Genomic DNA, 24,846 nt, shown 5'->3' with positions numbered 1-24,846 from the left:
CAGAGAGCAACTCGAGCGATGAGCCGAAACGTCTTTCGCCCCGTCACCGCAGTCGCGCTCGGCCTGGCCAGTGCGACTGCCGGGCTTGTGCCCGTGCCGGCGGCGGCCCGAAACGTGGACGCTTCTGCTGCGACTCGCAATAACCCTCGGCCGAAGAATCTGGTGGTCGTGATGGCCGACCAGTGGCGTGGAGAGGCGCTCGGGATACTTGGACGGGAACCCGTCCGGACTCCGAACCTCGACCGGTTCGCCTCGATGGGAATCCTCTTTTCGCAGTGCGTGAGTGCCTATCCCGTCTCGTCGCCCGCCCGCGCCATGTTCATGACCGGAGCCTATCCGCTTGCGAACGGAGTTACGGCCAACTGCAACTCCCGTACCGCCCCTTACGGCGTGGAACTTCGCGGCGATATCCGCACCTGGTCCGACGTTCTTAAAGAGAAAGGTTACGCCACCGGATACATTGGCAAATGGCACCTCGACGCCCCGTTCGAGCCCTACATCGACTGCAGCAACAACCGCGGTCCCGTAGCCTGGAACGAATGGTGTCCGCCCGAGCGTCGCCACGGCTTCGACTACTGGGTCGCCTACGGGACCTACGACGTCCACCTCCGGCCCATGTACTGGAACAATGCCACCGACCGCGACGACTGGAGCTATGTCGATTGCTGGGGCCCCGAGTACGAGGCCGGTCTGGCTGTCGACTATATCCGTCAGCATGCCGACGAACCCTTTGCGCTGATGGTCTCGATGAATCCGCCCCACCCCGGCTACAACCAAGTGCCCGAACGCTACCGCGAGTTGTATGCCGACCTCGATGCCGATTCCGTAGCCGCGCGCTACCCCGGTATCGACCCCAAACAGGCTGGCAGCATGCCCCACGTCTTGCGGGACTACTATGCCTGCATGAGCGGAGTCGACGAACAGTTCGGCCGAATCCTGAACGAGATTGAACGGCAAGGGTTGCTCGATAATACCATCGTGGTCTTTACCTCTGACCACGGCGATATGATGGGCGTCCACGGAATGATCGGTAAGAACACCTTTTACGAGGAGGCGATGCGCGTGCCGCTGATTATCGGAGGCGGCGGTATCGAACACCGGCAGGACGACGAACTGCTCATCTCGCTCGAAGACTTCACCCCCACGATCCTCAGTCTGTTGGGTTACGGCGACGACATTCCCGCCACCGTTCAGACCCGGGATCTGAGCGCCGCCGTCACCGGTCGGCGGAGAGTCAAAACCGACGGGCAGCTCTATGTGAAATTCTGGGCCAACGACAGTACCCGACCCGGAGGTTTCGACGGGGCCCAACCCGCAGACGGCTGGCGAGGCTGGCGAACCGCCCGCTACACCTATGCCGTGCGCTGTGTCGGCGGGAATCAGGTCGACGAGTACCTTTTCGACCGGAAAAACGACCCGCAGCAGCTTCAGAACCTGGCGGCAACCCACCCCCGTGTGGTGCAGAAGATGCGTGCCGCTCTGCGCAGTCGCCTGCTCGAGATCGGAGACCCCGCTGCCGACAACCTGAACGACAAGTAAACACGATATACGAAACATTAATATGGGACTCTTTTCATTCCTTACCCAGGAACTGGCCATGGACCTCGGCACGGCCAACACCATCATCATCTACAACGACAAGATCGTGGTGGACGAGCCGTCGATTGTGGCTGTGGACCAGCATGCCAACCGGCTGGTGGCCATCGGCAACCAGGCCCGGCAGATGCACGGTAAGACCCACCAGGACATAAAAACCATCCGCCCGCTGCGCGACGGTGTGATCGCCGACTTCACCGCAGCCGAGCTGATGATCCGCGGGATGATCAAGATGATTAAATCGCGCAACAAGATGTTCAGCCCTTCGCTGCGCATGGTCATCTGTATTCCCAGTGGTTCCACCAACGTCGAAATCCGTGCCGTGCGCGACTCCGCCGAACATGCCGGAGGACGCGAAGTCTACATGATTTACGAACCGATGGCCGCCGCCCTCGGGATGGGCCTCGACGTCGAAGCCCCCGAAGGACATATGGTGGTCGACATCGGAGGCGGTACCGCCGAAGTGGCCGTCATTTCGCTCGGCGGGATCGTCTGCAACGAATCGATCAACGTGGCCGGTGACGTCTTCACCGAAGACATCCAGACCTACATGCGTCAGCAGCACAACATCAAAATCGGCGAACGTACCGCCGAAGAGATCAAAATCGCTGTCGGCGCCGCCATCGACAACCTCGATAATCCGCCGGACGACCACATCGTCCGCGGGCCGAACATCATCACCTCGCTGCCGCTCGAGATACCCGTCTCGTACAAAGAGGTGGCACACGCCCTCGACAAATCGCTGATGAAAGTCGATGCTGCCATCATGAAAGTGCTCGAAAAGATCCCGCCGGAACTCTATTCCGACATCGTCAAAAACGGGATATATCTGGCCGGTGGCGGTGCGCTGCTCCGGGGCCTCGACCGACGCCTCTCGCAGAAGACCCGTATCCCGTTCCACGTCTCCGAAGACCCGCTTCGCGCCGTGGCACGCGGTACCGGTATCGCTCTGAAAAACATCGGCCGCTTCTCGTTCCTGATGCGATAGCCCTTCACCCCGGAGGGCGGAGTGTGAGTCACCTGGGACCCGCTTGGAGAGCAAGTTGCGGAGAGTAGGTCGACAGAAAACAGGTTGGGGAGTAGGGGGCGAGAGTAGGTCGGCGGGAAACCTGCGTGGGGTGAGGGTGAGAAGTGCAGGTCGACTGGAAGCAAGCGAAGGAGCGGGGGACGGAGTGTGAGTCGATGCGAGCCCGATGGGGGAGTTGGAGCAAGGGGCGAAGTAGAACGTGGACATGGAACGCGTACGGAGAGAACCGAGAGGGTGCAGAGTGAGAAGCAGGGCGGTAACAGAGTGAGAGGATGGGGTGTGGGCCCTCGTGGCCTGCGCTGTGTGGCACCGATACGCTTTATTGTGCTGTCGACAGAAAAGCCCCCGGTTCTGTGTCACGCCGGTTGAAACGGTTTTCGTCCCGGGCGTAACGAAGATGGTCGGCTGTCCCGCAGATGCGGGTGGCCTGAACTTATGCCAGTCTGCGATACCGTGGACTGGCAACCTTGTTAAAAACACCGAGAGTTGCTGAAGCTATTATTATTTCTCAAGCGGATCCACTTCGGACTGCTGTTTATCGCCCTTGAAGCGATTGCCATCGGAATCTTCCTCCACGGCAACGTGTACCAGAAGGCGAAAATCGCCGGTGCATCCAACCGGCTGGTCAGCGGCGTGTATGACAAGATCGCCGACATCAACGGCTATTTCGGTCTGCGGACCGAAAACGAGCGCCTCGTGGCCGAAATCGCACGGCTGCGCAGCCAGCTCAGCGCCCGCCAGGCAGCCGATACGCTCGGCGCAGCCGACTCCCTGCCCAGCCTCCAGTACTACCAGTACCAGCCCGCCCGTGTCATCCGTAACAGCATCAGCAAACGCGAAAACTACCTGACTATCGACCGCGGAACCGTGGACGGTGTCGAACCCGAGATGGCGCTAGTCAGCGAGGACGGTATCGTCGGGTATGTTGTACACTGCTCCGATCACTTTGCCGTAGCCGTTTCGCTGCTGAACACCAAGGAGTTTCGCTCCAGCGGCTGTATCAAAGGAAGTGATTTCGCCGGGGCCATCTATTGGGACGGTCTGAACCACCGCGAAGTGATCCTTGACGAGATTCCCAAGTATGCAGAACTCAAGGTCGGCGACACCGTCGTGACCACCAATTACTCCTACATTTTCCCTCCCGACCAGCCCATCGGTACGGTCGAGAGTTTCGAAATGGTCAACGGAACCTTCTATAAGGTGCGAGTCAAACTCTTTGCCGATCTGGCCCGCGTGCGCCACGTCTACGTCGTGCGGTACCTCGAACAGGAAGAGCGTCGCGCACTCGAATCGACCGTCGGCAATGCCGAAATCGGCGGACAAAAGAGAGGAGGCCAACAATGATCCGATTCTTGGAATACTGTGCGATCTTTTTGCTGCTGCTCGTGCTGCAGGAGTTTGTCTTCGACAACATCAACCTTGGCGGGATCGTAAACCCCTATATCTACATCATGTTCCTGATCCTGCTGCCGCTCGATACGCCCGGCTGGAGCCTGCTCCTGCTCGGCTTTATCACCGGCGGGGCGGTCGATTTCATGTCCGGAACAGCCGGACTGCAAACCGTGGCCTCCACCTGGCTCGCCTTCGTGCGTCCGACGGTGGCCGGACTGCTGCTGGGCAAAGAGATGGTGTACGATGGCGGTATCCCCACTGCGGCCCGAGTCGGATTGGGTAAGTTCTTCCGCTACGTCGCCGTCATGGTGCTGCTGTTCAACATCCCCTTCTTCATTCTCGAAGACTTCTCCGGCGAAGCCTGGGCCATTGCCCTGCGCATTCTGCTCAGCTCGCTCTTTAGTGTAGTGATTATCTACTTCCTCCACCTGCCCTTCGCCCACGCGGAGATTAAAATGTGATCCCGGCGGGCGGTGGAATCTGGAACCCTGCGGTTCTTCGCGCACGTTCGGGCTGTTTGCCCCGACGGGTCGCGGGCGGTGCCGCACTGCATCGTTCAGCGTGGCGGACAGCAGCGTGCTGTTCGTACTGAAATCCCCCCAGGGTTCGGCGACGCGATCCGCGATCGCTTGCCGAACCGAACGAAAAACCAAATATGAACTCCGGATATAACCGTCAGAAAATATTGCAGCTCAGCCTGCTGATCGTCGTACTGCTGATCGTCGGCCGCCTCTTCTGGCTCCAGGTGATCGACAGCGACTACAAAGACTCGGCCCGCAACAACGCCATGCGCTACATGGTGCAGTATCCGCCCCGCGGCGAAGTGTATGACCGCAACGGCGAGTTTCTGGTCCAGAGTACCGAATCCTACGACCTGATGGTGGTGCCGCGCGACGTCGAACCTTTCGACACTGCCTTCCTGGCCAATACGCTCGGCGTGACCGTCGAAGAGGTGCGCAAGGCCCTCGACAAGGCCCGCAGCTACTCCCGTCGTCGTCCCTCGATGATCTTCAAGCAGCTGCCCAAAGAGGTCAAACTCAAACTCGACGAGCGCCACCTGGTCGGTTTCTACACCCAGTACCGCACCTCGCGGACCTACCCCCGCAAGATTGCCGGCAACCTGCTCGGCTACATCAACGAAGTCGACGAGGCCACCATCAAACGCGACCCCTACTATCGCATGGGCGACTATATCGGCAAGAGCGGGATCGAAAAGTCGTATGAAGAGTACCTGCGCGGGACCAAAGGGGTCAAGGTCGAACTGGTCGACGTTCACGGGATGCCGCAGGGCTCCTATGCCGACGGCCGCTACGACACCCTCCCCATTCCCGGCAAGGCCATAACCTGCACGATCGACGCGCGGCTTCAGGAGTATGCCGAGCAGTTGATGGCCGGCAAGGTCGGTTCGGTGGTGGCTATCGAACCCGCCACGGGCGAAATCCTCGTGATGGCCAGCAGCCCCTCGTACGACCCCGACAAACTCGTCGGCCGCGACCTCGGTAACAACTACATGGAGCTGTTGCGCAACGGCCGTCACCCCCTCTTCAACCGCGCCGTCATGTCGCGCTACCCACCCGGATCGACCTTCAAGGTGGTCAACGGGCTGATCGGCCTGCAGGAGGGCGTCTGTCGCGCCGAAGATCTCCACCCGTGTTACAACGGGTACACCATCGGCCGTGGTGTCAAGTGCCACAGCCACTTCTCGCCGCTGAACCTGGTGCAGGCTACGGCCAACTCCTGCAACGCCTACTTCTGCTATGTACTGCGCGATATTCTCGACAACCGGAAGTATGGCGGCATCACCAAGGGCGGTTTCGACAAATGGCACGAGTATGTCGAAAGTTTCGGCTTCGGACGCAAGCTCGAATCGGACTTTTGGGACGAGCTGGCCGGCTATGTACCCACGTCCGACTTCTACGACCGTCGCTACCGTGGCAGTTGGAACTCGCTCACGGTCATCTCGCTGGCCATCGGACAGGGCGAGTTGGGTGTTACGCCGCTTCAGCTGGCCAACCTCGGTGCCACCATCGCCAATCGCGGTTACTACTATATTCCTCACGTGGTGAAAAAGATCGCCGGTCAAGACTCCATCGATGCGCGCTTCTACAAGAAGAACTACACGATGGTCGATCCCAAACACTTCGAGCCGATCGTCGAGGGGATGTACGAAGCGGTGAACGTGGCCGGTACGGCCACCCGATTCGCCGTCCCGGGACTCGACATCTGCGGCAAGACCGGTACGGCCCAGAACCCGGCCGGTCCCGACCACTCGACCTTCCTCTGTTTCGCCCCGCGCGACAACCCCAAGATCGTCGTGTCGGTCTACGTCGAGCACGGCCGCTGGGGAGCTACGGCCGCAGCGCCGATCGCCAGCCTGCTCGTCGAAAAGTACCTGACCGATACCGTCACCCGACCCGATATGGAACGGCAAATCAAAGAGATGATCCTAAACTATCCGATGTATGACAAACGAGGCCAGTAAAATCACACCGGGCGAAGGCAATTCCGGCGGTCGGCTTTTTGCCGCCGACATCGACTGGTGGACGGTCGGCATCTATGTGCTGATGGTCTTCTTCGGCTGGGTCAATATCTACGCCGCCGTTTATAACGAGGAGCAGGCCAGTATTTTCGACCTGAGCCAGCGTTACGGGATGCAGACCCTCTGGATTGGTGTCAGCTTCTGTCTGGCCATCTCGATCCTGCTGATTGACGGTAAGTACTGGCACATGCTGGCCTATCCGTTCTATATGCTGATGCTCGCCGTGATGCTCTTTGTGCTCTTTTTCGGCAAGGAGATCAACGGGGCGAAAGCCTGGCTGGTGATCGGCTCCGCCCAGATACAACCCGCCGAGTTCATGAAGTTCGTCACGGCCCTGGCTCTGGCCCGGTACATGAGCGCCTACAACTTCAACCTCCACTCGGCCAAGGCGCTTTATTATATCGGATTGATTATCGGGCTGCCGGTGCTGCTGATTCTGGCCCAGAACGATACCGGGTCGGCCATGGTCTTCGCCGCCTTCTTCATCATGCTCTATCGCGAAGGATTCGGCTCGGCACTTTATGTGGTGGTGCTGATGCTGGCCTTCCTGTTCATCATCTCGTTTCTGCTCGAGCCGCTGCCCATCCTCTTCATCGTGCTGCTGCTGTGTCTGGTGGTGCAGGGGTTCGTGAACCGGAACTGGCGTGACGCCGTGCGCTACCTGGCGCTCGTGCTGCTGCTGGCTGTGGGGGTGTTCGTTGTGACCACCTGTTTCGGTGTCAGCCTCGGATTCAACTATGCCATGCTGATCGGGGTGGCGCTTTCGATCCCGTGGCTGGTGCGCTACGGGGTGCGTCACCGATTGGCCAACCTTTGGCAGTTCGTGCTGCTGTTCGCCGGTGCCGTGATCTTTACCGAGGTGGTCGACTACGCCTTCAACAACATCCTGCAGGTCCACCAGCAAAAACGTATCCTCGACCTGCTCGGCATCGAAAACGACCCCCACGGATGGAGCTACAACGTGATCCAGTCCAAAATCGCCATTGGGTCGGGCGGCTTCTTCGGCAAAGGATTCCTTGGCGGTACGCAGACCCGCTTCAGCTTCGTGCCCGAACAGAGTACCGACTTCATCTTCTGTACCGTCGGCGAAGAGTGGGGATTCGTCGGGTCGCTGGCCGTTGTGGCGCTCTTCTTTTTCCTGATCCTGCGCCTGATGCGCATGGGCGAACGGCAGAAAGAACCCTTCGGACGAATTTACTGCTACTCTGTGGCCGCCATCTTCTTCGTGCACTTCGCCATCAACATCGGAATGACCATCGGACTCTTCCCCGTGGTCGGCATTCCGCTGCCTTTCTTCAGTTACGGGGGGTCGTCGCTGCTGGCCTTCACAATGCTGCTCTTTGTGGCCATCCGGCTCGACGCTTCGCAGTATGACGAAAACGCCCGAAAACTGCTGTAACGTTTAGGGAAGCGGAGCGGCCGGCAGGGGCTCTCTTCGGCGGATGGCCGGCCCTGTCGGAGCGTGTCGAACGGGAGGGAATGGAACGAATAAGAGCGGCCGGACGGGATCCATACCGATCCCGTCCGGCCGCTCTGCATACAATACGACGGTGATCGGGATGTTCAAAATGGGGCGGTGGAGGCTATGTCTGCCGGAAATGCAAAAGATTGTCCCGAAAAAGTATTACCTTTACCTCTACTAAATCGTAGAGATGTCACAACCCCGGATCCATAAAGACTCCATCTGTGCCGTCGTCGGCTACGGCAGTTGGGCTACGGCCATCGTCAAGATCTTGCTCGAAAACGGCAACACCGTGCGGTGGCACGTGCGTAATCCCGACGTCAAGGCCCACCTGGCCGCCCATCGTACCAATCCCAAGTACCTCAGCCAGGTTCACTTCTTTACCGACCGGCTCACCGTCACGAGCGACATTGCCAGCGCCGTGCGCGACAGCGATGTCATCATCGTTGCCGTACCCTCGGCCTTCCTCGGCCTTACGCTCGAACCGCTCGACCGCCACGCACTCGACGGGAAATTCATCATCTCGGCCATCAAAGGCATCGTCCCGGACGGCTACCTGACCGTGGCCGAGTGGCTCAACCAGCGCTACGGCGTCCCCTTCGACCGGATCGGAATCGTTACGGGCCCCTGTCATGCCGAAGAGGTCGCCCTCGAACGGCTCTCCTACCTGACGATGGTCTGCAAGGATCCCGAAATCGCCCGGATGCTTGGCGACAAGTTTGCCAACGACTATATCCGCGTCACAACGTCGGCCGATATCTACGGCGCCGAATATGCCGCCGTGCTCAAAAATATCTACGCCATCGCGGTCGGTATTGCCCACGGGCTCGGTTACGGCGATAACTTCCTGGCTGTGCTGATCTCCAACTCGGCCCTCGAGATGGAGCACTTCCTGACCTCTACGTTCGAAGCCGAACGGAACGTCTGCAACTCGGCCTACCTGGGCGACCTGCTCGTGACCTGCTACTCGCAGTTCAGCCGTAACCGCACTTTCGGCGTGATGATCGGCAAAGGGTACTCCGTCAAAAACGCCCAGATGGAGATGAACATGATTGCCGAAGGTTACTATGCCGCCGACTGTATCCACCGGCTCCGCGCCCGTTTCGGCATCGAGATGCCCATTGCCGAGGCGGTCTACGGCATCCTCTACGAGCGGAAAAATCCTGCCGCCCAAATCAAAAGCATATTGGATCAACTAAAATAGATGCACACCATGAAAAGTGTAAACGTACAGATCGACAAAATCCTGGCTCCGGCCTCCACGGTGACCGCTGCCGACATCGAAGCCCTCAAACCCGAAATCGAAGCTGCCCACCAGCTGGTGCACAGCGGTGAAGGAAAAGGCAACGATTTCCTGGGCTGGGTGACCCTCCCCTCGTCGATCACCGATAGCCAGATTGCCGAAATCGAAGCTGCGGCCAAAACGCTCCGCGACGAAGCCGACATTGTGATCGCCATCGGCATCGGCGGTTCGTACCTCGGAGCCAAAGCCGTTCTCGAAGCGCTCAGCGGCTCGTTCGACAACCTTACCGCTCCGAAAAAAGGCACCAACCCCAAAGTGCTCTTTGCCGGCCAGAACATCAGCGAAGACTACACCTGGGAACTGCTCGAAGCCGTCAAGGACTACGATATTGCTACGATCGTCATCTCCAAGTCGGGTACCACAACCGAACCCGCCATCGCTTTCCGCATCATCCGCGACCAGATCGAAAAACGCTACGGCAAAGCCGAAGCTGCCAAACGGATCGTGGCCGTGACCGACGCCTCGAAAGGCGCACTCCGCACGCTGGCCGATACCGAAGGGTACAAAACTTTCGTGATTCCGGACAACGTCGGCGGACGTTACTCGGTGCTGACCCCGGTGGGCCTGCTGCCGCTGGCCGTGGCCGGTGTCGACATCCGCGGACTGGTGGCCGGTGCGGTCGAAATGGAAAAACTCACCGCTACGGCTCCGTTTGCCGAAAACCCCTCGATGCAGTATGCCGCCGCACGTACCGCCCTCTATCGTGCCGGCAAGAAGATCGAAATCCTGGCCTCGTACGAACCGAAACTCCAGAACATCGGCGAGTGGTGGAAACAGCTCTACGGCGAAAGTGAAGGTAAAGACGGTCGCGGTATCTTCCCCGCTTCGGTGACCCTGACCGCCGACCTGCACTCGATGGGCCAGTATATCCAGCAGGGCGAACGCACCCTCTTCGAAACGGTGATCCGCGTGGCTCAGCCGGCCCACACCTTCAAGATCGAAGCCGATGCCGAGAACCTTGACGGGCTGAACTTCCTGGCCGGCAAACGGATCAGCGAAGTCAACCAGATGGCTATCCTCGGTACCATGCTCGCCCACGTGGACGGCGGCGTGCCGAACATTGCGGTCGAAATTCCGCAGATCGACGCCCACTCGATCGGAGCGCTGCTCTACATGTTCGAAAAGGCATGCGGTATCAGTGGTTATGCACTCGGAGTCAATCCCTTCGACCAGCCGGGTGTCGAAGCCTACAAGAAAAACATGTTCGCGCTGCTAGGCAAACCGGGCTACGAAGCCGAAGGCGAAGCACTTCGCAAACGCCTCTAAGGCGACAGAACAGGGCAATACCCGAGCACGGGGTGTCTCTCCAGGCGGAGAGACACCCCGTGCTCGCTTGTAGGGAGAGAAGAAGGCGTGCCTGTGGGGCAGAGGGTAGGGAACCGCGAAACGGATGGAGCCCGAGAGAATCGGTGAGGGGGTGCAAGGGCGGTCGAAGCGCCTTCCTGGGGAAAATGTGCAGGGTGGGCGACGAATACAAAAATGTGATTCCGTATAATGAAAATCCGACTATGAACGTTTAAAATATACTATCTTTGTCCAATTAATACACTTCGCACAACCATGTTAGGATTCAAAGGTTTCGGTCGCAAACCGCGCCAATTCGAATACAAACCCCGCTACTGGGATCCGGAAGCCGAAGAACGCGAAGCCCGTCGCCGGATGTTGCTCGGCGAAGAGTATGCCGAAGGCGAGTACAAACCCGGGATGTATATCCGTGAGCGGCGGTTGCTGCGCATGCAGGAACGCGAACGCGAACGGGCACAACGCAGCAAGCGAACCGCCATTCGTACCGTCATTTTCCTCGGTTGTGTGGTGCTCGTGCTCTATCTGATGTTCACCTATTTCGGGCGAGCCTTCTGATCGTTCGGCGAGTGTGACCGCAGAGATAGGCCTTGCTGAGAGATGCCCCGGCAGGGAGCGTGTGCAGGCGGGACCCGTGTTGCGGCCGGTGCGGTCGCAGGCCTGAGGGCCGATGCGTGCGGATAAACCCAAATGGGGGACGGTTTGTTCAAACAGATATTAGTTTTTTCGAAGATAATTCGTGTCCGGAAACCTGATTCAAATATTACCCGATAACGTAGCCAACCAGATCGCTGCCGGCGAGGTGGTGCAGCGTCCCGCTTCCATGGTCAAAGAGCTGATGGAAAATGCCGTGGACGCCGGTGCGCAGCACATCAGCGTCATTGTCCGTGACGGCGGGAAAAGCATCGTTCAGGTGATTGACGACGGGTGCGGCATGGCGGCCGGCGATGCCGTCGTCTGCTTTGCCCGGCACGCTACCTCCAAAATCCGGAAGTCCGGCGACTTATTTGCGTTGCGGACCTTCGGTTTCCGCGGCGAGGCGCTGGCCTCGATCGCTTCCGTCGCCGAAGTCGAACTGCGCACCCGGCGAGCCGAGGACGAAGTCGGCACGCTCGTGACCATTGCCGGCGGCACCGAGGCCGATGCCCGGGCCGAATGCGTCAGTTGTCCGCGCGGTACGCAGATCACCGTGCGGAACCTCTTTTTCAACACCCCCGCGCGGCGGAAATTCCTGAAGGCCGACAGCACCGAAACCAAACAGATCATCGCCGAATTTCAGCGGGTGGCCCTTTGCCATCCCGAGTTGGCCTTTACGCTCGTGGCCGATGATAAGACACTCTTTAATTTGATCCCCAGCGGATTGCGACAGCGTATTTCGGCCATCGTGGGACGCAAGACCGGAGACAAACTGCTCGATATCGAAGTCGATACCCCGATTGTCAGGATCGGAGGCTATATCGGTCTGCCCGCCACCGCCAAGAAGAGCGGTTCCGAACAGTTCTTTTTCGTGAACGGCCGTTATTTCCGCAGTGCATACCTGCAAAAGGCCGTCGTGAACGGATACAGCAAACTGCTGCCGTTCGGATATACGCCCTCCTACTTTGTCTATATCGATGTCGATCCCGCGCGGCTCGATGTCAATATCCATCCCCAGAAGACCGAAATCAAATTCGACGACGAGCAGGCTCTGTGGCAGATGCTCGCTTCGGCCGTTGCGCGGAGTCTCGGCAAACACAACGTCGTGCCGATGCTCGACTTCGACAACCCCGTGCCCGGCCTCGAAATACCGATATATAATACGCAGGGCGCAACGTCAGCCCGTCGCGAGATGCCCGCTCCGCCTCCCGTGTCGGTGCGTGACAACTACAACCCGTTCCACAGCTACGACCGCAAGGAGTGGGACAGTCCGTCGGCCTCGGCCTCGTCCGGCTACGGAGCCTCGCGTGCCCGTGCGTTTGACGACCCCGAGCAGGCTCCCTTTACGGAGATGATCCCTCCGTCGCTCACGATACCCGATTTCAGCAATCCGACCGCCGCGCCGACCTCCCTGCTGCCCGGCGAGGAGACCTACAGCGACTATGAATCACCGGCTGAAGAGGAACCCCGCGTGCTTCAGACCCAGTTGCCGCTGGCGGAGGCGCCTGCCGAAACATCGACCGATAGCAGTTCGCCGATGGCGGCCGCAGCGGCGGTCGTACCGCGCAGTCTGGTCTTCGGCGGCGGCAAATACATCGTCACCACGACGGCCGACGGTGTGGTCATTGTCGATCGGGCGCGGGCCCGGCTGCGTGTCGTATACGAGGAGTTCCTTCGCCGGATGGAGAACGACTTCTCGGTGGTCGGACAGCGCGAACTCTTCCCGCGCACCGTGGAACTGGCTCCGGCCGACCATTTCCTGTTGATGGAAAACGCGTCGGAACTTGCCGCAATGGGTTTCGACCTGCGCGACATGGGCGGTTCGACGGTGGTGGTCTATGGGCTGCCGGTCGAAATGGGAGAACAAACCTCGCCCGAGCAGGCGCTCGAGGAGCTGCTCGCTCAAATCAAGGAAGAGGGCAGTTCCCTGCGGGACAATCACCGTGAAAAACTGGCGCTGGCCATGGCCCGCAGCTGTTGCGGAGCCTTATTTGCCGGCGGTTCGGCGACCGTCACCCCGGTTGAGGCCGATGCGCTGGTGCGGCAGCTCTTTGCCTGTGATGAGCCCAACTATACGCCCGACGGTCGTCCTGTGATGACGGTCGTATCGGCTGTCGAGGCAGAAAAACGGCTGAAAAAATAGCCGGTGTGCGACCGGGCGGGGAGAGTGAACGGGAGTTCGGGGAGCGCAATAGGAGGTGTGGTGGAAGGTATATGTGGGGAAATTGGCGGGAAAAGTCGGGAAGGGAGGAGACCATTGTGCGGAGGGGCGGAGGAGTGTGAGGGAAGGGGTTGATGGGGAAATGTGAAGAAGAGCGAAATGGGGGATGATGGGCGAAATGATGGAAAGATGGAAGGATGATGGTGCAGGGGGAAAGCCTTGTGAATGGCAGCGTGTACCCTGGTACAGCAAACGGAGCGGCCTGTAGAAGCGGGGAGATTATCTCTTCCGAAAACGGTCGAACCGACCTGAATGAAGAAAACAAGAACGTATGAACAATAACTTTTTCGGTACGAACAACGGCTCGTCGTGGGGACAGAGCGTCGTGATGAACCTGATTATTCTGAACGTCATCGTCTTCCTGGCGCAGACCCTGCTGCCGCAGGGCACCGGGGGCGAACGCATGGTCGACCTGTTCGGTCTCCATTTTTGGGAAGGGCACAAGTTCCAGATCTGGCAGCCGGTGACCTACATGTTCCTGCACGGCGGATTCTCGCACCTGTTTTTCAACATGTTCGCCCTGTGGATGTTCGGACGCATCCTCGAATACGACATGGGCTCGCGGCGTTTCCTGACCTATTATCTGATCTGTGGTGTAGGCGCCGGGCTATGTAACCTCGCTGTCAACTGGTTCGAGTTCCAGCATTTCATTTCGGAAGGCTACCCCATTACGATGGTTCGCCAGCAGTGGGCCGACTACGTGGTGACCATCGGTGCTTCGGGCGCTGTCTTCGGCGTACTTTTGGCCTTCGGCATGTTCCACCCCAACGATCGGATCATGCTGCTGATTCCGCCCATCCCGATGAAAGCCAAATGGTTTGTCGTGGCCTACGGCGTACTTGAACTGTTCCTCGGAGTGACCCAGACCGGTTCCAATATTGCCCACTTTGCCCACGTGGGCGGGATGCTCTTCGGACTGCTCCTGCTCGTACTCTGGAAACGAAGCGGAAAAATATACTATTGATTGTTCGGTGCAGGCCTCAGCGGCGACGGACCAGCGGTATCATGCGGATACTGCGAGGCCGGTGACGCAACGCCAAACCCGAGATGGCCGACGTGACCCGCAGGGTCGCCCCCTCGGCCTGTAATGTAAGAATCTACTCTTTATCATGAGCGCCAACCGTAACAGCGCCGGAAACGAATACTACTACATCGACCAAAGCCAGCCCGTCAGTCTGTGGCGGGTGCTGCTCGATATTCTGCTCGTGCTGGTGACCCTGGCGCTCAGCGCAGGGCTTATCATGGCCTATTTGTCGACCGGAATCAGTCCCGAGCGGGTCTGGATTTTCGCCTTTTTCGGTCTCGGTGCACCCTTCCTGTTTCTCGGCAACTTCGTGATGTTGCTGGTCTGGATCATCCGCTGGCGGTGGTGGGTGCTGATCCCGCTGCTCACGCTGCTCTGCGGGCTCGGACACCTCGGAACTCTCGTGCAGGTCGACTTCCGCAAAGAGTACCATGCCGATGAGGATCCGGGCGCCGTGGCCGAACGTCGCAAGGATCCGGAACAGATCGCCGTGATGACCTATAACATTCACGGATTCAACCGCGAGCAGAGTGAACACAGCGGTTATATCGCCATTCTGGACAGTGTCAGTGCCTATGTGGAGCGCATGCAGCCAGACGTTGTCTGTTTCCAGGAGTACGAAACCATGATGCCCGAGGACGTGAGCAGGATCGACAGCCTTTTCCGCAAATGGCCGTACCGGGCACTCAACTTCATCTATGGCGGCAACGGCGACGTCGGTTACGGGACGGCCATCTTCAGTCGTCTGCCCATTCTTGGCAGTGAGCGGCTGCGCTTTGAACACTCCGCCAATTCGATGCTTCGGGCCGACCTGTTGACGGCTTCGGGCGATACGTTGCGTATTTTCAACAACCACCTCCAGTCGACCCAGGTCGATGAGCAGAGCCAGGAGCGGGTCGAACGGCTGGAGGTCAGTGGACAGGAAGGAGCCCAAAAATTCGTGCGGAGTCTGGGATCGCGCCTCAGAACCAACTACCGCCGTCGGGCAGCGCAGGTCGATACCGTCTCGCAAATGATTGCCCAGTCGCCCTATCCGGTGATCGTGGTCGGCGACTTCAACGATACCCCCGTCTCCTACACCTATAAGAAAATGAGGGGAACGCTCGAGGATCCCTTTATCAATGTCGGCACGGGGTTTGCTTATACCTACAACCGCCTCTTCTCGATGCTCCGCATCGACTACATATTCCACTCGCCAGCGTTCGAAAGTGTGGCCTACCGTTCCGACGACCTGCCCTGGTCCGACCACAATCCGGTCTTCGTGCGGTTGCGTCGTGCGGTGCCGCCCACCACGAATGACGACGAACCGAAAAAGTAGCATCCTGCCCACAAAGGCTTGGTCGCAGACGGGTCGGAAGGCAGGAGAAGAGGTTCAGAAATCGAATCGAACAAATGACTGAAAACATGGAACTCACACAACTCCGCCAAACGATCGAAAAGATCTGGGACGACCGCTCACTGCTCGACTGTGAAGCTTCGCAGGAATCCATCCGACAGGTGATCGAACTGCTCGACAAGGGTCGCCTCCGCACGGCCGAACCCAAAGAGGACGGTACCTGGCAGGTCAACGAATGGGTCAAAAAGGCCGTGATTCTCTATTTCCCCATCCAGAAAATGCGCAAAATGGGATGTGGCGATATCGAATTCTTCGATAAAATGGAAACCAAACAGGATTTCGAATCGCTCGGTGTGCGCGTCGTGCCGAACGGTGTGGCTCGCTACGGGTCGTACCTGGCTCCCGGTGTCATCATGATGCCGTCGTATGTGAACATCGGCGCCTATGTCGATTCCGGTACGATGGTCGATACGTGGGCCACGGTCGGATCGTGTGCCCAGATCGGCAAGGGGTGCCATCTGGCCGGCGGCGTCGGAATCGGCGGTGTGCTCGAACCGGTCCAGGCGGCGCCTGTCATCATCGAAGACCACTGTTTTATCGGTTCGCGCTGCATCATCGTCGAAGGGGCTCACATCGGGGCCGAAGCCGTGCTGGGAGCCAATGTGGTGATCACCGGATCGACCAAAATTATCGATGTGACCGGCCCGGAACCCGTACACTACAAAGGGTACGTCCCGCCGCGCTCGGTGGTGATTCCCGGCTCCTACACGCGGCACTATCCGGCCGGCGAATACCAGGTACCCTGCGCGCTCATTATCGGCCAGCGTAAGGAGTCGACCGACCGTAAGACGTCGTTGAACGACGCGCTGCGTGACTTCGGCGTTTCGGCCTAACGGGGCGTTTTGTTGTGCTCAGAGAATGTGCTGCCCGGGCAATCCTTCTGTGGAGGAGTGCCCGGGCTCTCTTTTTGGCAAGGGGGCAGGGACGTGAGCGTGTTGCTTGGATGGTAGTCTAATGAATGGCCCGTGCGCGGGGGATGAGGTGGCTTCGGTGTAGACTGAAATGAGTGGAGGTGCGAAGTGGGAAAACTGTCGGCGTGGGCGGTGATCTGTCGGTGGGTTGCCCTCGGTGAATCGAGGCCGAGGCAACGTCGAGTTCCGTTTTGTGCACATTTGAGCAGTCGGCGGTGCCGCATCGAATAACTACAACCGGTGCAGACAGGTACGCTCTTCGGAGGGAATTCCCTAAATTTGTAAATAAAAAACCCATGCTCCGAAAATTACTGTTTTTAACCCTTTCGGCCCTGGCCTGTCTGACAGGTGGCGCGGCCGAAATCGTTGTTCCGCGGCTCTCGCCGCAACCGCTCGTTCCGTCCGATGCGAAACTCTCGCTCAACGGCGAGTGGCAGTTCACTACCGCCCTCGGCGAAAAACATCTGCCCAACGGCTCGATCGACTGGAAAACCATTCAGGTGCCCGGCGAGTGGGTCATGCAGGGCTTTGAAGTGGAACCCGGTGCACAGACCGGTTATGCCCGTGATTTCAAACTGCCCGCCGACTGGCAGGGACGGCGCATCAAACTGCGTTGCAACGCGGTGTACAGCGACTGCTCGGTCTTTGTCAATGCCCATCGGGTCGGCTCGCACCTGGGAGGTTTCACCCCCTTTGAGTTCGACATTACCGATTGGGTGAAGTTTGGCGAGGAGAACCGAATCGTGGTTGCCGTGACCTCCGAAAGCGTGGCCGATGCCACCTCCAGCGCTTCGCGTTATGCGGTCCACCCGCTCGGTGGCATCACGCGCGACATCTATCTGATGGCCCTGCCCGAGGTCAATCTGGCGCAGTTCCACGTCTCCACCACCTTCGATTCGACCTATACCAACGCCGTGCTCCACGCCGAAGTCTCCGTGGCCAATGAAGCGAAGGCGGCTGCCGACGGACTGAAGCTCGCCTTCACGCTGAAGGATGCCCAGGGGCAGAGCGTAGCGCTGAGCCCTGCCGTGTGCAACGTGCAGCAGGTGGAGGCTGGCCAGACGGCTAAAATCGATGTGCCGATGGCCGTGGCCCGTCCCGAAAAGTGGGACCCCGAACACCCCTATCTCTATACGCTCGTCTGCGAGCTCCGCGACGGCGACCGTGTGGTGACCTCCTCGTCGCGGCGGGTCGGTTTCCGTCAGATCGAGGTTCGCGGGAACCAACTCTTCGTCAATAACCATCCCGTCAAACTGCGCGGCGTGTGCCGCCACGAAGTGATGCCGCTGCGCGGCCGCTCGCTCGAAGGCGACATTTGGCGTCAGGACGTCGAACTCTTCCGTCGCGGTAACGTCAATTATATCCGCACGTCGCACTATCCGCCGGACGAAGCGCTGCTCGACGCCTGTGACGAACTGGGTATGTTCGTCGAGGTCGAAGCTCCCTTCTGCTGGGCCCACGAGAGCGAGGTGCCCGAGAAACTGCACGACGCGGTGCTGGTCAACCAGCACATCGAGATGGTGAACCGCGACCGCAGCCACCCCTCGGTGCTGATCTGGTCGATCGGTAACGAATCGATGAAATTCAACGAATTCTTCAAGCGGGCCTGCGAGGTGGTGCATGCTATCGACTCGACCCGTCCGCGCAACTTCAGCCAGTGGGGCCCCGAAGCCGACGAAGGGATGCTCGAGGTGACCAACCACCACTATCCCGGACCCGGCGGACCGGATCAGTACCGCAACTATGCCCGTCCGGTGGTGTTCGACGAGTACTGCCACCTGAATGCCTACAACCGGCTGGAACTGGCCGCCGACCCCGGTCTGCGCAACATGTGGGGGCCGCTGCTCGACGTCATGTGGAACGACATGTACCACAGCCAGGGCGTGCTGGGCGGTGCCATCTGGGTCGGAATCGACGACACCTTCTTCCTGCCGGGCGACAAGGCGGTCGGCTACGGAACCTGGGGCGTGATCGACGGTTGGCGGCGCGAAAAACCCGAATACTGGGGCATGAAAAAGGCCTACAGCCCCGTGAAACTCAAACTCGCCGGTAATGTCGGCGCGGACGGCACGGTGCGCATCGAGGCTGAAAACCGCCACCTGTTCTCCAACCTGTCGGAGTGCCGGATCGAGTGGCGTGCCGGCGGAGGCAGCGGTACGGTGCAGGCCGACATCGAACCGCGTGGCGAGGGGGTGATCGAAATCCGGTTGCCCGACTCGTTGAAGCGTTGCAAAACTCTTGACCTGCGGGTGGTCGGTGTGCGTGGATTCGAGGTCGATCGGTACAGTTTCCGTATCGCGCCCGAAGTGGAACTCTGCACGGCCGAAAAACCGAAACGTATGCCCAAAATCCAATGCAGCGAACAGTCCGATGCATTTGAAGTTGAGGCCGGCGGACGTCGGTTCACGGTGGACAAACGCAACGGCCTGTTGACGGTCGAGCGTGACGGCCAGCCGCTGCTGACCGGGGATCCGTCGCTGATGGTGCTCCCGCTGAACGCCGAAGGCGAAGGAATCCAGATGACGGGCAAGGATCAGAAATTTGCGCCCTACAACCCGGTGTGCCGCAACTGGACGGCCGAACGGGTGGTATGCACTCCCGGAAACGATCGGGTCGAAATTGCCGTGAGCGGTCGCTATGCCGAGGCCGAAGGTACGTTGACCTACGGGATCGCTGCCGACGGCTCGCTGACGGTGGGCTACGACTTCACGATGGAGCAGGCGGTGTCGCCGCGTCAGGTCGGTCTGGTGTTTGACCTTCCGGCACGGTACGACCAGCTCGACTGGACCCGCCGCGGCTACTGGAGCGTCTATCCCGAAGACCATATCGGGGCGCTCAGCGGCCATGCCCGCGCGTTCGACAAACGGCTGCCGATCTCCGGACTGGCCGGCCCGTCGCGTCAGCCCGACGTGGCGTGGGGGCTCGACCAGACGGCAAACGGCTCGAATGCTTTCCGCTCGACCAAAGAGAACATCTACCGTGCGACGTTGACCGCTTCGCCCGACGAACGGCTGACGGTGGTTTCGGACGGCAGCCAGCATTTCCGCAGCTGGGTCGATGGCGACACGGTTCGGTTCCTGGTGGCCGACTACAACAATGCGGGCAGCGACCGCTTCCTGGTGTCGCACGCGCAGAAAGGCTATAAGCCGCTCCACAAGGGCGATCGGATTCAGGGCTCCGTGCATCTGGAATTCGACGGCCAGTAGAACGCAGCAGCATTGCTGCCCAGGCGCGGTGGCGAGCCGCCGCTCCGTAAATGTAGATTTTGAGGGTTCCCGGTCCGGTTCCTGTTGAGGATCGACCGGGAACCCTCTCTGCGTACATGGATGGTCGGATCGTCTCACATGTGATGCGGAGCGAGTGTCTGCGGTAACGCCCTTTTCGCTACCTTTGTTCCTGCAACCTGTTTTTGTCCGTTATGACTGTCAAAGAGAGATATGCCGGAGTGATCGGCTGGTTTTCGGAAAACATGCCCGATGCGGCGACCGAACTCCACTATCGTACGCCTTATGAACTGTTGGTGGCCGTGGTGCTGTCGGCCCAGTGTACCGACAAGCGGGTCAATCTGGTCACCCCGGCGCTGTTCGAACGCTTCCCCGACTCGGCCCGTCTGGCGGCGGCTTCGTCGGACGAGGTCTTCGAATATATCCGTTCGGTATCCTATCCCCGCGCCAAGTCGGAACATCTGGTGGCGATGGCCCAGCGTCTCGAAGAGGTTTACGGGGGACGTATCCCCGATACGGTCGAAGAGCTCACCACGCTGCAGGGCGTGGGACGCAAGACGGCCAACGTCATCGTCTCGATCATCTACGACAAACCGGCCATGGCGGTCGATACCCATGTGTTCCGTGTGGCGGAGCGTATCGGGCTGACGACCCGTTCCAAAAATCCGCTCCAAACCGAACGTACCCTCGTCTCGCATATCCCCAGAAATCTGCTGGGGCGTGCCCACCATTGGCTGATCCTGCACGGCCGATACGTCTGCACGGCTCGTGCCCCGCAGTGTCCCGCCTGCGGTATCGCCCCCTGGTGCCGCCATCGTCAGCGGGAGTTGGAGGCCGCCCGGAAAGAGGCGCAAAAGGCTCAGCGGGATTCCCGCGAAGCGATCCGGAAAGAGACTCCGGAACAGCCGAACGAATAAGTCAGAAAAAGGCAGGCGCTCCGTTTCTGCATACATTGTGACCCCCTTCGAGCGGGATCCCGTATATGATTTCGGGGTCCCGCTTCGTTATATTAACGTGTCGGTAGCTGGCGTAGGCCGCTGGCATATATTTTGTGATATTTCGTATAAATAGAATCATTCTGTTATGAAAACGAAACTTTTTGTGTCCGCAGCGGCCCTGTTCGGTTCGCTGGGACTGCTCTCCGGATACGCGGCTCATGCCGAGGGCGTTGCCGTTGCAGCCGAGCCATTCCCGCCATCTCGCCCTGAGGGGATGAAATCCGTTTCGGAACCCTTGAATGGGCCTGCTTTCAATGCGATTGTTCCCGATCGACTGGCGGATGTGGAGGCTGAGCCGGTTTACCTCTTGAACACTGATCCCGCCGTTGTCGTTGCGGCTACTGGTGATGCCGTTGCGGTTCCTGCCGATGACCGTCGCAGCAAACGGCAGCAGCAGCGGGCCCAGCAGGCTGAGGCTGCCGCACGTCGGGTTGATTCGCTGCTCACCTCCCGGCGATTCCTGTTCGTGCCGAGCAGGGTGGTGACCCAACTGCCCGGTACCCCTTACGTTACCCTGACCACCTATTACGAGGTGGCCGTGACGCCCGACAGCGTGGCCTGCACGCTGCCGTACTACGGCTATGTCTATAACACGATCTCCAATCCCGACCGTTCGCCTTTCTACTTCACGGCCGCGAATCCCGAAATCTCGCAAGAGGGCACCGCTGCGGGCAAGGAGCGTGCCTGGGTGACCGTTACTGCCCGTGAGAAGTTCAACCAGCGGGTCTATGTGCTGACTTTCGAGGTATTCGACAGTGGCGAAGCTTCGTTGACCATTCAGGGCAGCGGCACGCAGCACCTGCAGTTCCTCGGCAATATCGAACCCATCCCGGCCGGGCAGCCCACGGCCATCAATCCCGAAATCCTCTGACCGAAGGAGGTCTGCTCTTATACGGGGCTGTGATGCTGCCGGCTCTTAGGGCTGCTCCTTCGCCGTTGGCGAAGGAGCGAGTTTTGCCCGAAACATCCGGAGAGGTCGGGTGGAACGGCAGCCGGTCTGAAGGAGAACGATACTGCGGAGAAGTTGGACGGGGCGGTGTGCAGGGTGGGGAGGAGGCTTTTGTCTGCCCCCGTGCGCAGTCGTCCGGCAAAGAACGCGGGTCGCGAAACAGCCCGAAATAAAATAAAAATACTTACCTTTGTCCCCTAATAGACCCGGTGCGAAACAACGCTCCGGAAACGAACCGAACTTTTTGATTCAGAATGAGCGATAACACCCAAAGCCTCACCGAAACGATTGTCCGCGCCATGCAGGACAAAAAAGCGTCTCGAATCGTCAGCCTCGACCTCGGCTCCCTCGACGGAACCATCTGCGATACGTTCGTCATCTGCAATGCCGAATCCACCACCCAGGTGGCCGCTATCGCCGGCGGTATCGAAGAGGCTACCATCAAGGAACTCGGCGAAAAACCCTGGCGTGTGCAGGGGCTCGATAACGCCCTGTGGGTGGCCATGGACTATGGCGACGTGATGGTCCACATCTTCCAGACCGAAATGCGCGATTTCTACCGTCTTGAAGAACTCTGGGCCGATGCACCCGCGACCGAGTATGCCAGCGAAGACTGAGACCCGGTCCGAAGCGATATTTTCGTAAAACCCTTTTAATGAATCTCCGTCCCGCACGGCGGGACTCCGAATAAAATATGGCAAACGACAAACGCAATACCCTGCGCCCCAGATTCAATATCTATTGGATGTGGGGTATTATTATAGCCGTCATCCTGGGGTGGGCATACCTCGGCGGAGGCGGCCAGCAGAGCAAAATTAACTGGGACATCCTGCGCGATACCCTCCTGCCCAGCGGCAATGTCCAGCGGGTGCAGGTACTCAACAAAGAGGTCGCTCAGGTTTACCTCGAACCCTCGTCCGTGGCTTACTACAAGAGCCAGGAACGCTACCGCTACATCCCCGATCAGGGGCCTCAGTTCTTTTTCAACATCGGTTCGCTCGACAAGTTCGAAACCGACTACCAGGCTGCCCGCGACTCGATCGAGCAGCAGGTCGCACGGGGGCAGCTCAGCTCGAATCTGACCGTGCCGGTGCTGACCTTCGAAAACGAAAACTCGGGCTGGATGACCTTCTTCTGGCAGGCCTTCCCTTTCCTGTTGATTATCGTCTTCTGGGTGATCATCATGCGGCGCATGTCCGGCGGTGCCGGTGGCGGTGCAGGCGGCGGTGGCGGCGTCTTCAGCGTCGGCAAGGCCAAGGCTCGCCTCTTCGACAAGGATAACGACCAGAAAGTAACCTTCAAGGATGTGGCCGGGCTGGAAGAGGCCAAGGTCGAAGTGATGGAGGTGGTCGATTTCCTGCGCAACCCCTCGAAGTACAGCGAACTCGGCGGCAAGATCCCGAAAGGTGCTCTGCTCGTAGGCCCTCCCGGTACCGGTAAGACCCTGTTGGCCAAGGCTGTGGCCGGCGAGGCCAACGTTCCCTTCTTCTCGATCAGCGGTTCGGACTTCGTCGAAATGTTCGTCGGTGTCGGCGCTTCGCGTGTGCGTGACCTCTTCAAACAGGCCAAGGATAAAGCCCCCTGTATCGTCTTTATCGACGAGATCGATGCCATCGGTCGTGCCCGGTCCAAAAACAGCGGCTGGTCGTCGAACGATGAACGCGAAAATACCCTGAATCAGCTGCTGACCGAGATGGACGGCTTCGGAACCAACGCCGGGGTTATCGTTCTGGCCGCCACCAACCGTGCCGATATCCTCGACAAGGCCCTCCTGCGTGCCGGACGTTTCGACCGGCAGATCGAAGTGGGGCTGCCCGACATCAAGGAGCGTGCCGAGATATTCGCCGTGCACCTCAAGAAACTGAAACTCGATCCGAAACTCGATACCGATTTCCTGGCCCGGCAGACCCCCGGTTTCTCCGGTGCCGATATCGCCAACGTTTGTAACGAAGCGGCGCTGATCGCTGCCCGTAAGAACAAGAATCAGGTCGAACGGCAGGACTTTATGGATGCCATCGACCGAATCGTCGGCGGGTTGGAACGCAAAAACAAGATCATCACCGACGTCGAAAAACGGACCATCGCTTTCCACGAAGCCGGTCACGCGACGGTCAGCTGGATGCTCAAATGGGCCAATCCGCTGCTCAAGGTGACCATCATCCCGCGCGGCAAGGCGCTCGGCGCCGCCTGGTACCTGCCCGACGAACGGCAAATTACCACCCGTGAACAGATGATTCACGAGATGGCCGCTCTGCTCGGCGGACGGGCTTCCGAAGAGTTGACCTTCGGCGAAATTTCGTCCGGTGCGCTCAACGACCTGGAACGGACCACCAAACAGGCTTATGCGATGGTGGCCTACTACGGCATGAGCGACAAGATCGGTCACCGCAGCTTCTACGACAGTACCGGTCAGAGCGAGATGATGCTCGGCAAACCGTACAGCGAACAGACCGCGCAGCTGATCGACACCGAGGTAAATGCGCTGATCGAAGAGTGCTATGCACTGGCCAAAAAGATACTGACCGAAAACCGGGAGGGGCTTCACAAACTCGCCGAACTGTTGCTGGAGCGTGAAGTGATCTTCACCGAAGACCTCGAGCAGATCTTCGGCAAACGTCAGGCCGGAGCCCGGAACCCGCTGGATTCGGTCAATCCCGACAAAACCGCGGAGCATCCTGCCGAGCCGTCGAAGTCGGATACGGCTGCCGAATCGGCCGAAGGTCTGGCCAAAACCGAAGATCGGGTGGCCACGCTGCCCGATGCGGTGGAGGAGACCCGCCAGTCGGCCGGTGAATCCGCAGAGTAATCTGCTGCGGGGGGGCGAGTGTGGTCTTCGCGTCGAACGAACGTGTTGATATAGAACCTT

At 59.3% G+C, this 24,846-nt stretch carries 18 protein-coding genes; all 18 read left to right on the top strand.

Features of this window, described 5'->3' with window-relative positions; all coding sequences use genetic code 11:
- Positions 1–18: 18 nt before the first annotated feature.
- The 18 genes from BQ5379_RS04475 to ftsH all read left to right on the top strand — a co-directional run bounded on the left by BQ5379_RS04475 (position 19) and on the right by ftsH (position 24,786).
- On the top strand, positions 19–1,539 hold the full coding sequence (locus tag BQ5379_RS04475) for a sulfatase family protein (RefSeq protein ID WP_071134327.1): 1,521 nt from the start codon (positions 19–21) through the stop codon (positions 1,537–1,539).
- A 22-nt stretch (positions 1,540–1,561) separates the two neighbouring features.
- Positions 1,562–2,584, top strand: a complete 1,023-nt coding sequence (locus tag BQ5379_RS04470; RefSeq protein ID WP_071134326.1) for a rod shape-determining protein — start codon at positions 1,562–1,564, stop codon at positions 2,582–2,584.
- A 525-nt stretch (positions 2,585–3,109) separates the two neighbouring features.
- Positions 3,110–3,967, top strand: a complete 858-nt coding sequence (gene mreC, locus BQ5379_RS04465) for a rod shape-determining protein MreC (RefSeq protein WP_071134325.1) — start codon at positions 3,110–3,112, stop codon at positions 3,965–3,967.
- The gene (locus BQ5379_RS04460) at positions 3,964–4,476 is read left to right on the top strand and encodes a hypothetical protein (RefSeq protein WP_071134324.1); all 513 of its coding nucleotides are present in this window, start codon (positions 3,964–3,966) and stop codon (positions 4,474–4,476) included. The genes mreC and BQ5379_RS04460 overlap by 4 nt, the downstream gene beginning before the upstream one ends.
- A 194-nt stretch (positions 4,477–4,670) precedes the next feature.
- Positions 4,671–6,497 (top strand): penicillin-binding protein 2, encoded by a 1,827-nt coding sequence (gene mrdA / locus BQ5379_RS04455; RefSeq protein ID WP_071134323.1) that lies wholly within the window; start codon positions 4,671–4,673, stop codon positions 6,495–6,497.
- A complete protein-coding gene (gene rodA / locus BQ5379_RS04450) occupies positions 6,478–7,953 on the top strand; it encodes a rod shape-determining protein RodA (RefSeq protein ID WP_071134322.1) in 1,476 nt (491 codons plus the stop codon). Before mrdA ends, rodA begins: the two co-directional genes overlap by 20 nt.
- Positions 7,954–8,206: 253 nt before the next feature.
- Positions 8,207–9,220: an NAD(P)H-dependent glycerol-3-phosphate dehydrogenase gene (locus BQ5379_RS04445; protein WP_071134321.1), complete on the top strand. Its 1,014-nt coding sequence runs from the start codon at positions 8,207–8,209 to the stop codon at positions 9,218–9,220.
- A gap of 9 nt (positions 9,221–9,229) precedes the next feature.
- Positions 9,230–10,585 (top strand): glucose-6-phosphate isomerase, encoded by a 1,356-nt coding sequence (locus BQ5379_RS04440; RefSeq protein WP_071135545.1) that lies wholly within the window; start codon positions 9,230–9,232, stop codon positions 10,583–10,585.
- A 294-nt stretch (positions 10,586–10,879) separates the two neighbouring features.
- Complete coding sequence (locus BQ5379_RS04435) at positions 10,880–11,179, top strand: hypothetical protein (protein ID WP_071134320.1); 300 nt, start codon at positions 10,880–10,882, stop codon at positions 11,177–11,179.
- A 181-nt stretch (positions 11,180–11,360) separates the two neighbouring features.
- Positions 11,361–13,400 (top strand): DNA mismatch repair endonuclease MutL, encoded by a 2,040-nt coding sequence (mutL, locus tag BQ5379_RS04430; RefSeq protein WP_071134319.1) that lies wholly within the window; start codon positions 11,361–11,363, stop codon positions 13,398–13,400.
- Between the two features lie 349 nt (positions 13,401–13,749).
- Positions 13,750–14,442 (top strand): rhomboid family intramembrane serine protease, encoded by a 693-nt coding sequence (locus BQ5379_RS04425; protein ID WP_071134318.1) that lies wholly within the window; start codon positions 13,750–13,752, stop codon positions 14,440–14,442.
- Between the two features lie 145 nt (positions 14,443–14,587).
- A complete protein-coding gene (locus BQ5379_RS04420) occupies positions 14,588–15,820 on the top strand; it encodes an endonuclease/exonuclease/phosphatase family protein (RefSeq protein ID WP_071134317.1) in 1,233 nt (410 codons plus the stop codon).
- Between the two features lie 86 nt (positions 15,821–15,906).
- The gene (locus BQ5379_RS04415) at positions 15,907–16,731 is read left to right on the top strand and encodes a 2,3,4,5-tetrahydropyridine-2,6-dicarboxylate N-succinyltransferase (RefSeq protein ID WP_071134316.1); all 825 of its coding nucleotides are present in this window, start codon (positions 15,907–15,909) and stop codon (positions 16,729–16,731) included.
- Between the two features lie 374 nt (positions 16,732–17,105).
- A complete protein-coding gene (locus BQ5379_RS04410; RefSeq protein WP_071134315.1) occupies positions 17,106–20,015 on the top strand; it encodes a glycoside hydrolase family 2 in 2,910 nt (969 codons plus the stop codon).
- Positions 20,016–20,227: 212 nt separating this feature from the next.
- Positions 20,228–20,950: an endonuclease III gene (gene nth, locus BQ5379_RS04405; RefSeq protein ID WP_071134314.1), complete on the top strand. Its 723-nt coding sequence runs from the start codon at positions 20,228–20,230 to the stop codon at positions 20,948–20,950.
- Between the two features lie 166 nt (positions 20,951–21,116).
- Positions 21,117–21,902, top strand: a complete 786-nt coding sequence (locus BQ5379_RS04400) for a DUF4251 domain-containing protein (protein WP_071134313.1) — start codon at positions 21,117–21,119, stop codon at positions 21,900–21,902.
- Positions 21,903–22,234: 332 nt separating this feature from the next.
- Positions 22,235–22,597, top strand: coding sequence for a ribosome silencing factor (gene rsfS, locus BQ5379_RS04395; protein WP_071134312.1), 363 nt, complete (start codon positions 22,235–22,237; stop codon positions 22,595–22,597).
- A gap of 77 nt (positions 22,598–22,674) precedes the next feature.
- Entirely contained in the window at positions 22,675–24,786 is a 2,112-nt protein-coding gene (gene ftsH, locus BQ5379_RS04390) for an ATP-dependent zinc metalloprotease FtsH (protein ID WP_071134311.1), read from the top strand.
- The last annotated feature ends 60 nt before the right edge of the window (positions 24,787–24,846 follow it).

This window comes from Millionella massiliensis (assembly GCF_900104655.1).
GTDB classification, from domain to species: Bacteria; Bacteroidota; Bacteroidia; order Bacteroidales; family Rikenellaceae; genus Rikenella; species Rikenella massiliensis.
Note: the sequence above shows the minus strand (reverse complement) of the source record. Positions and strands in the feature narration are given on the sequence as shown.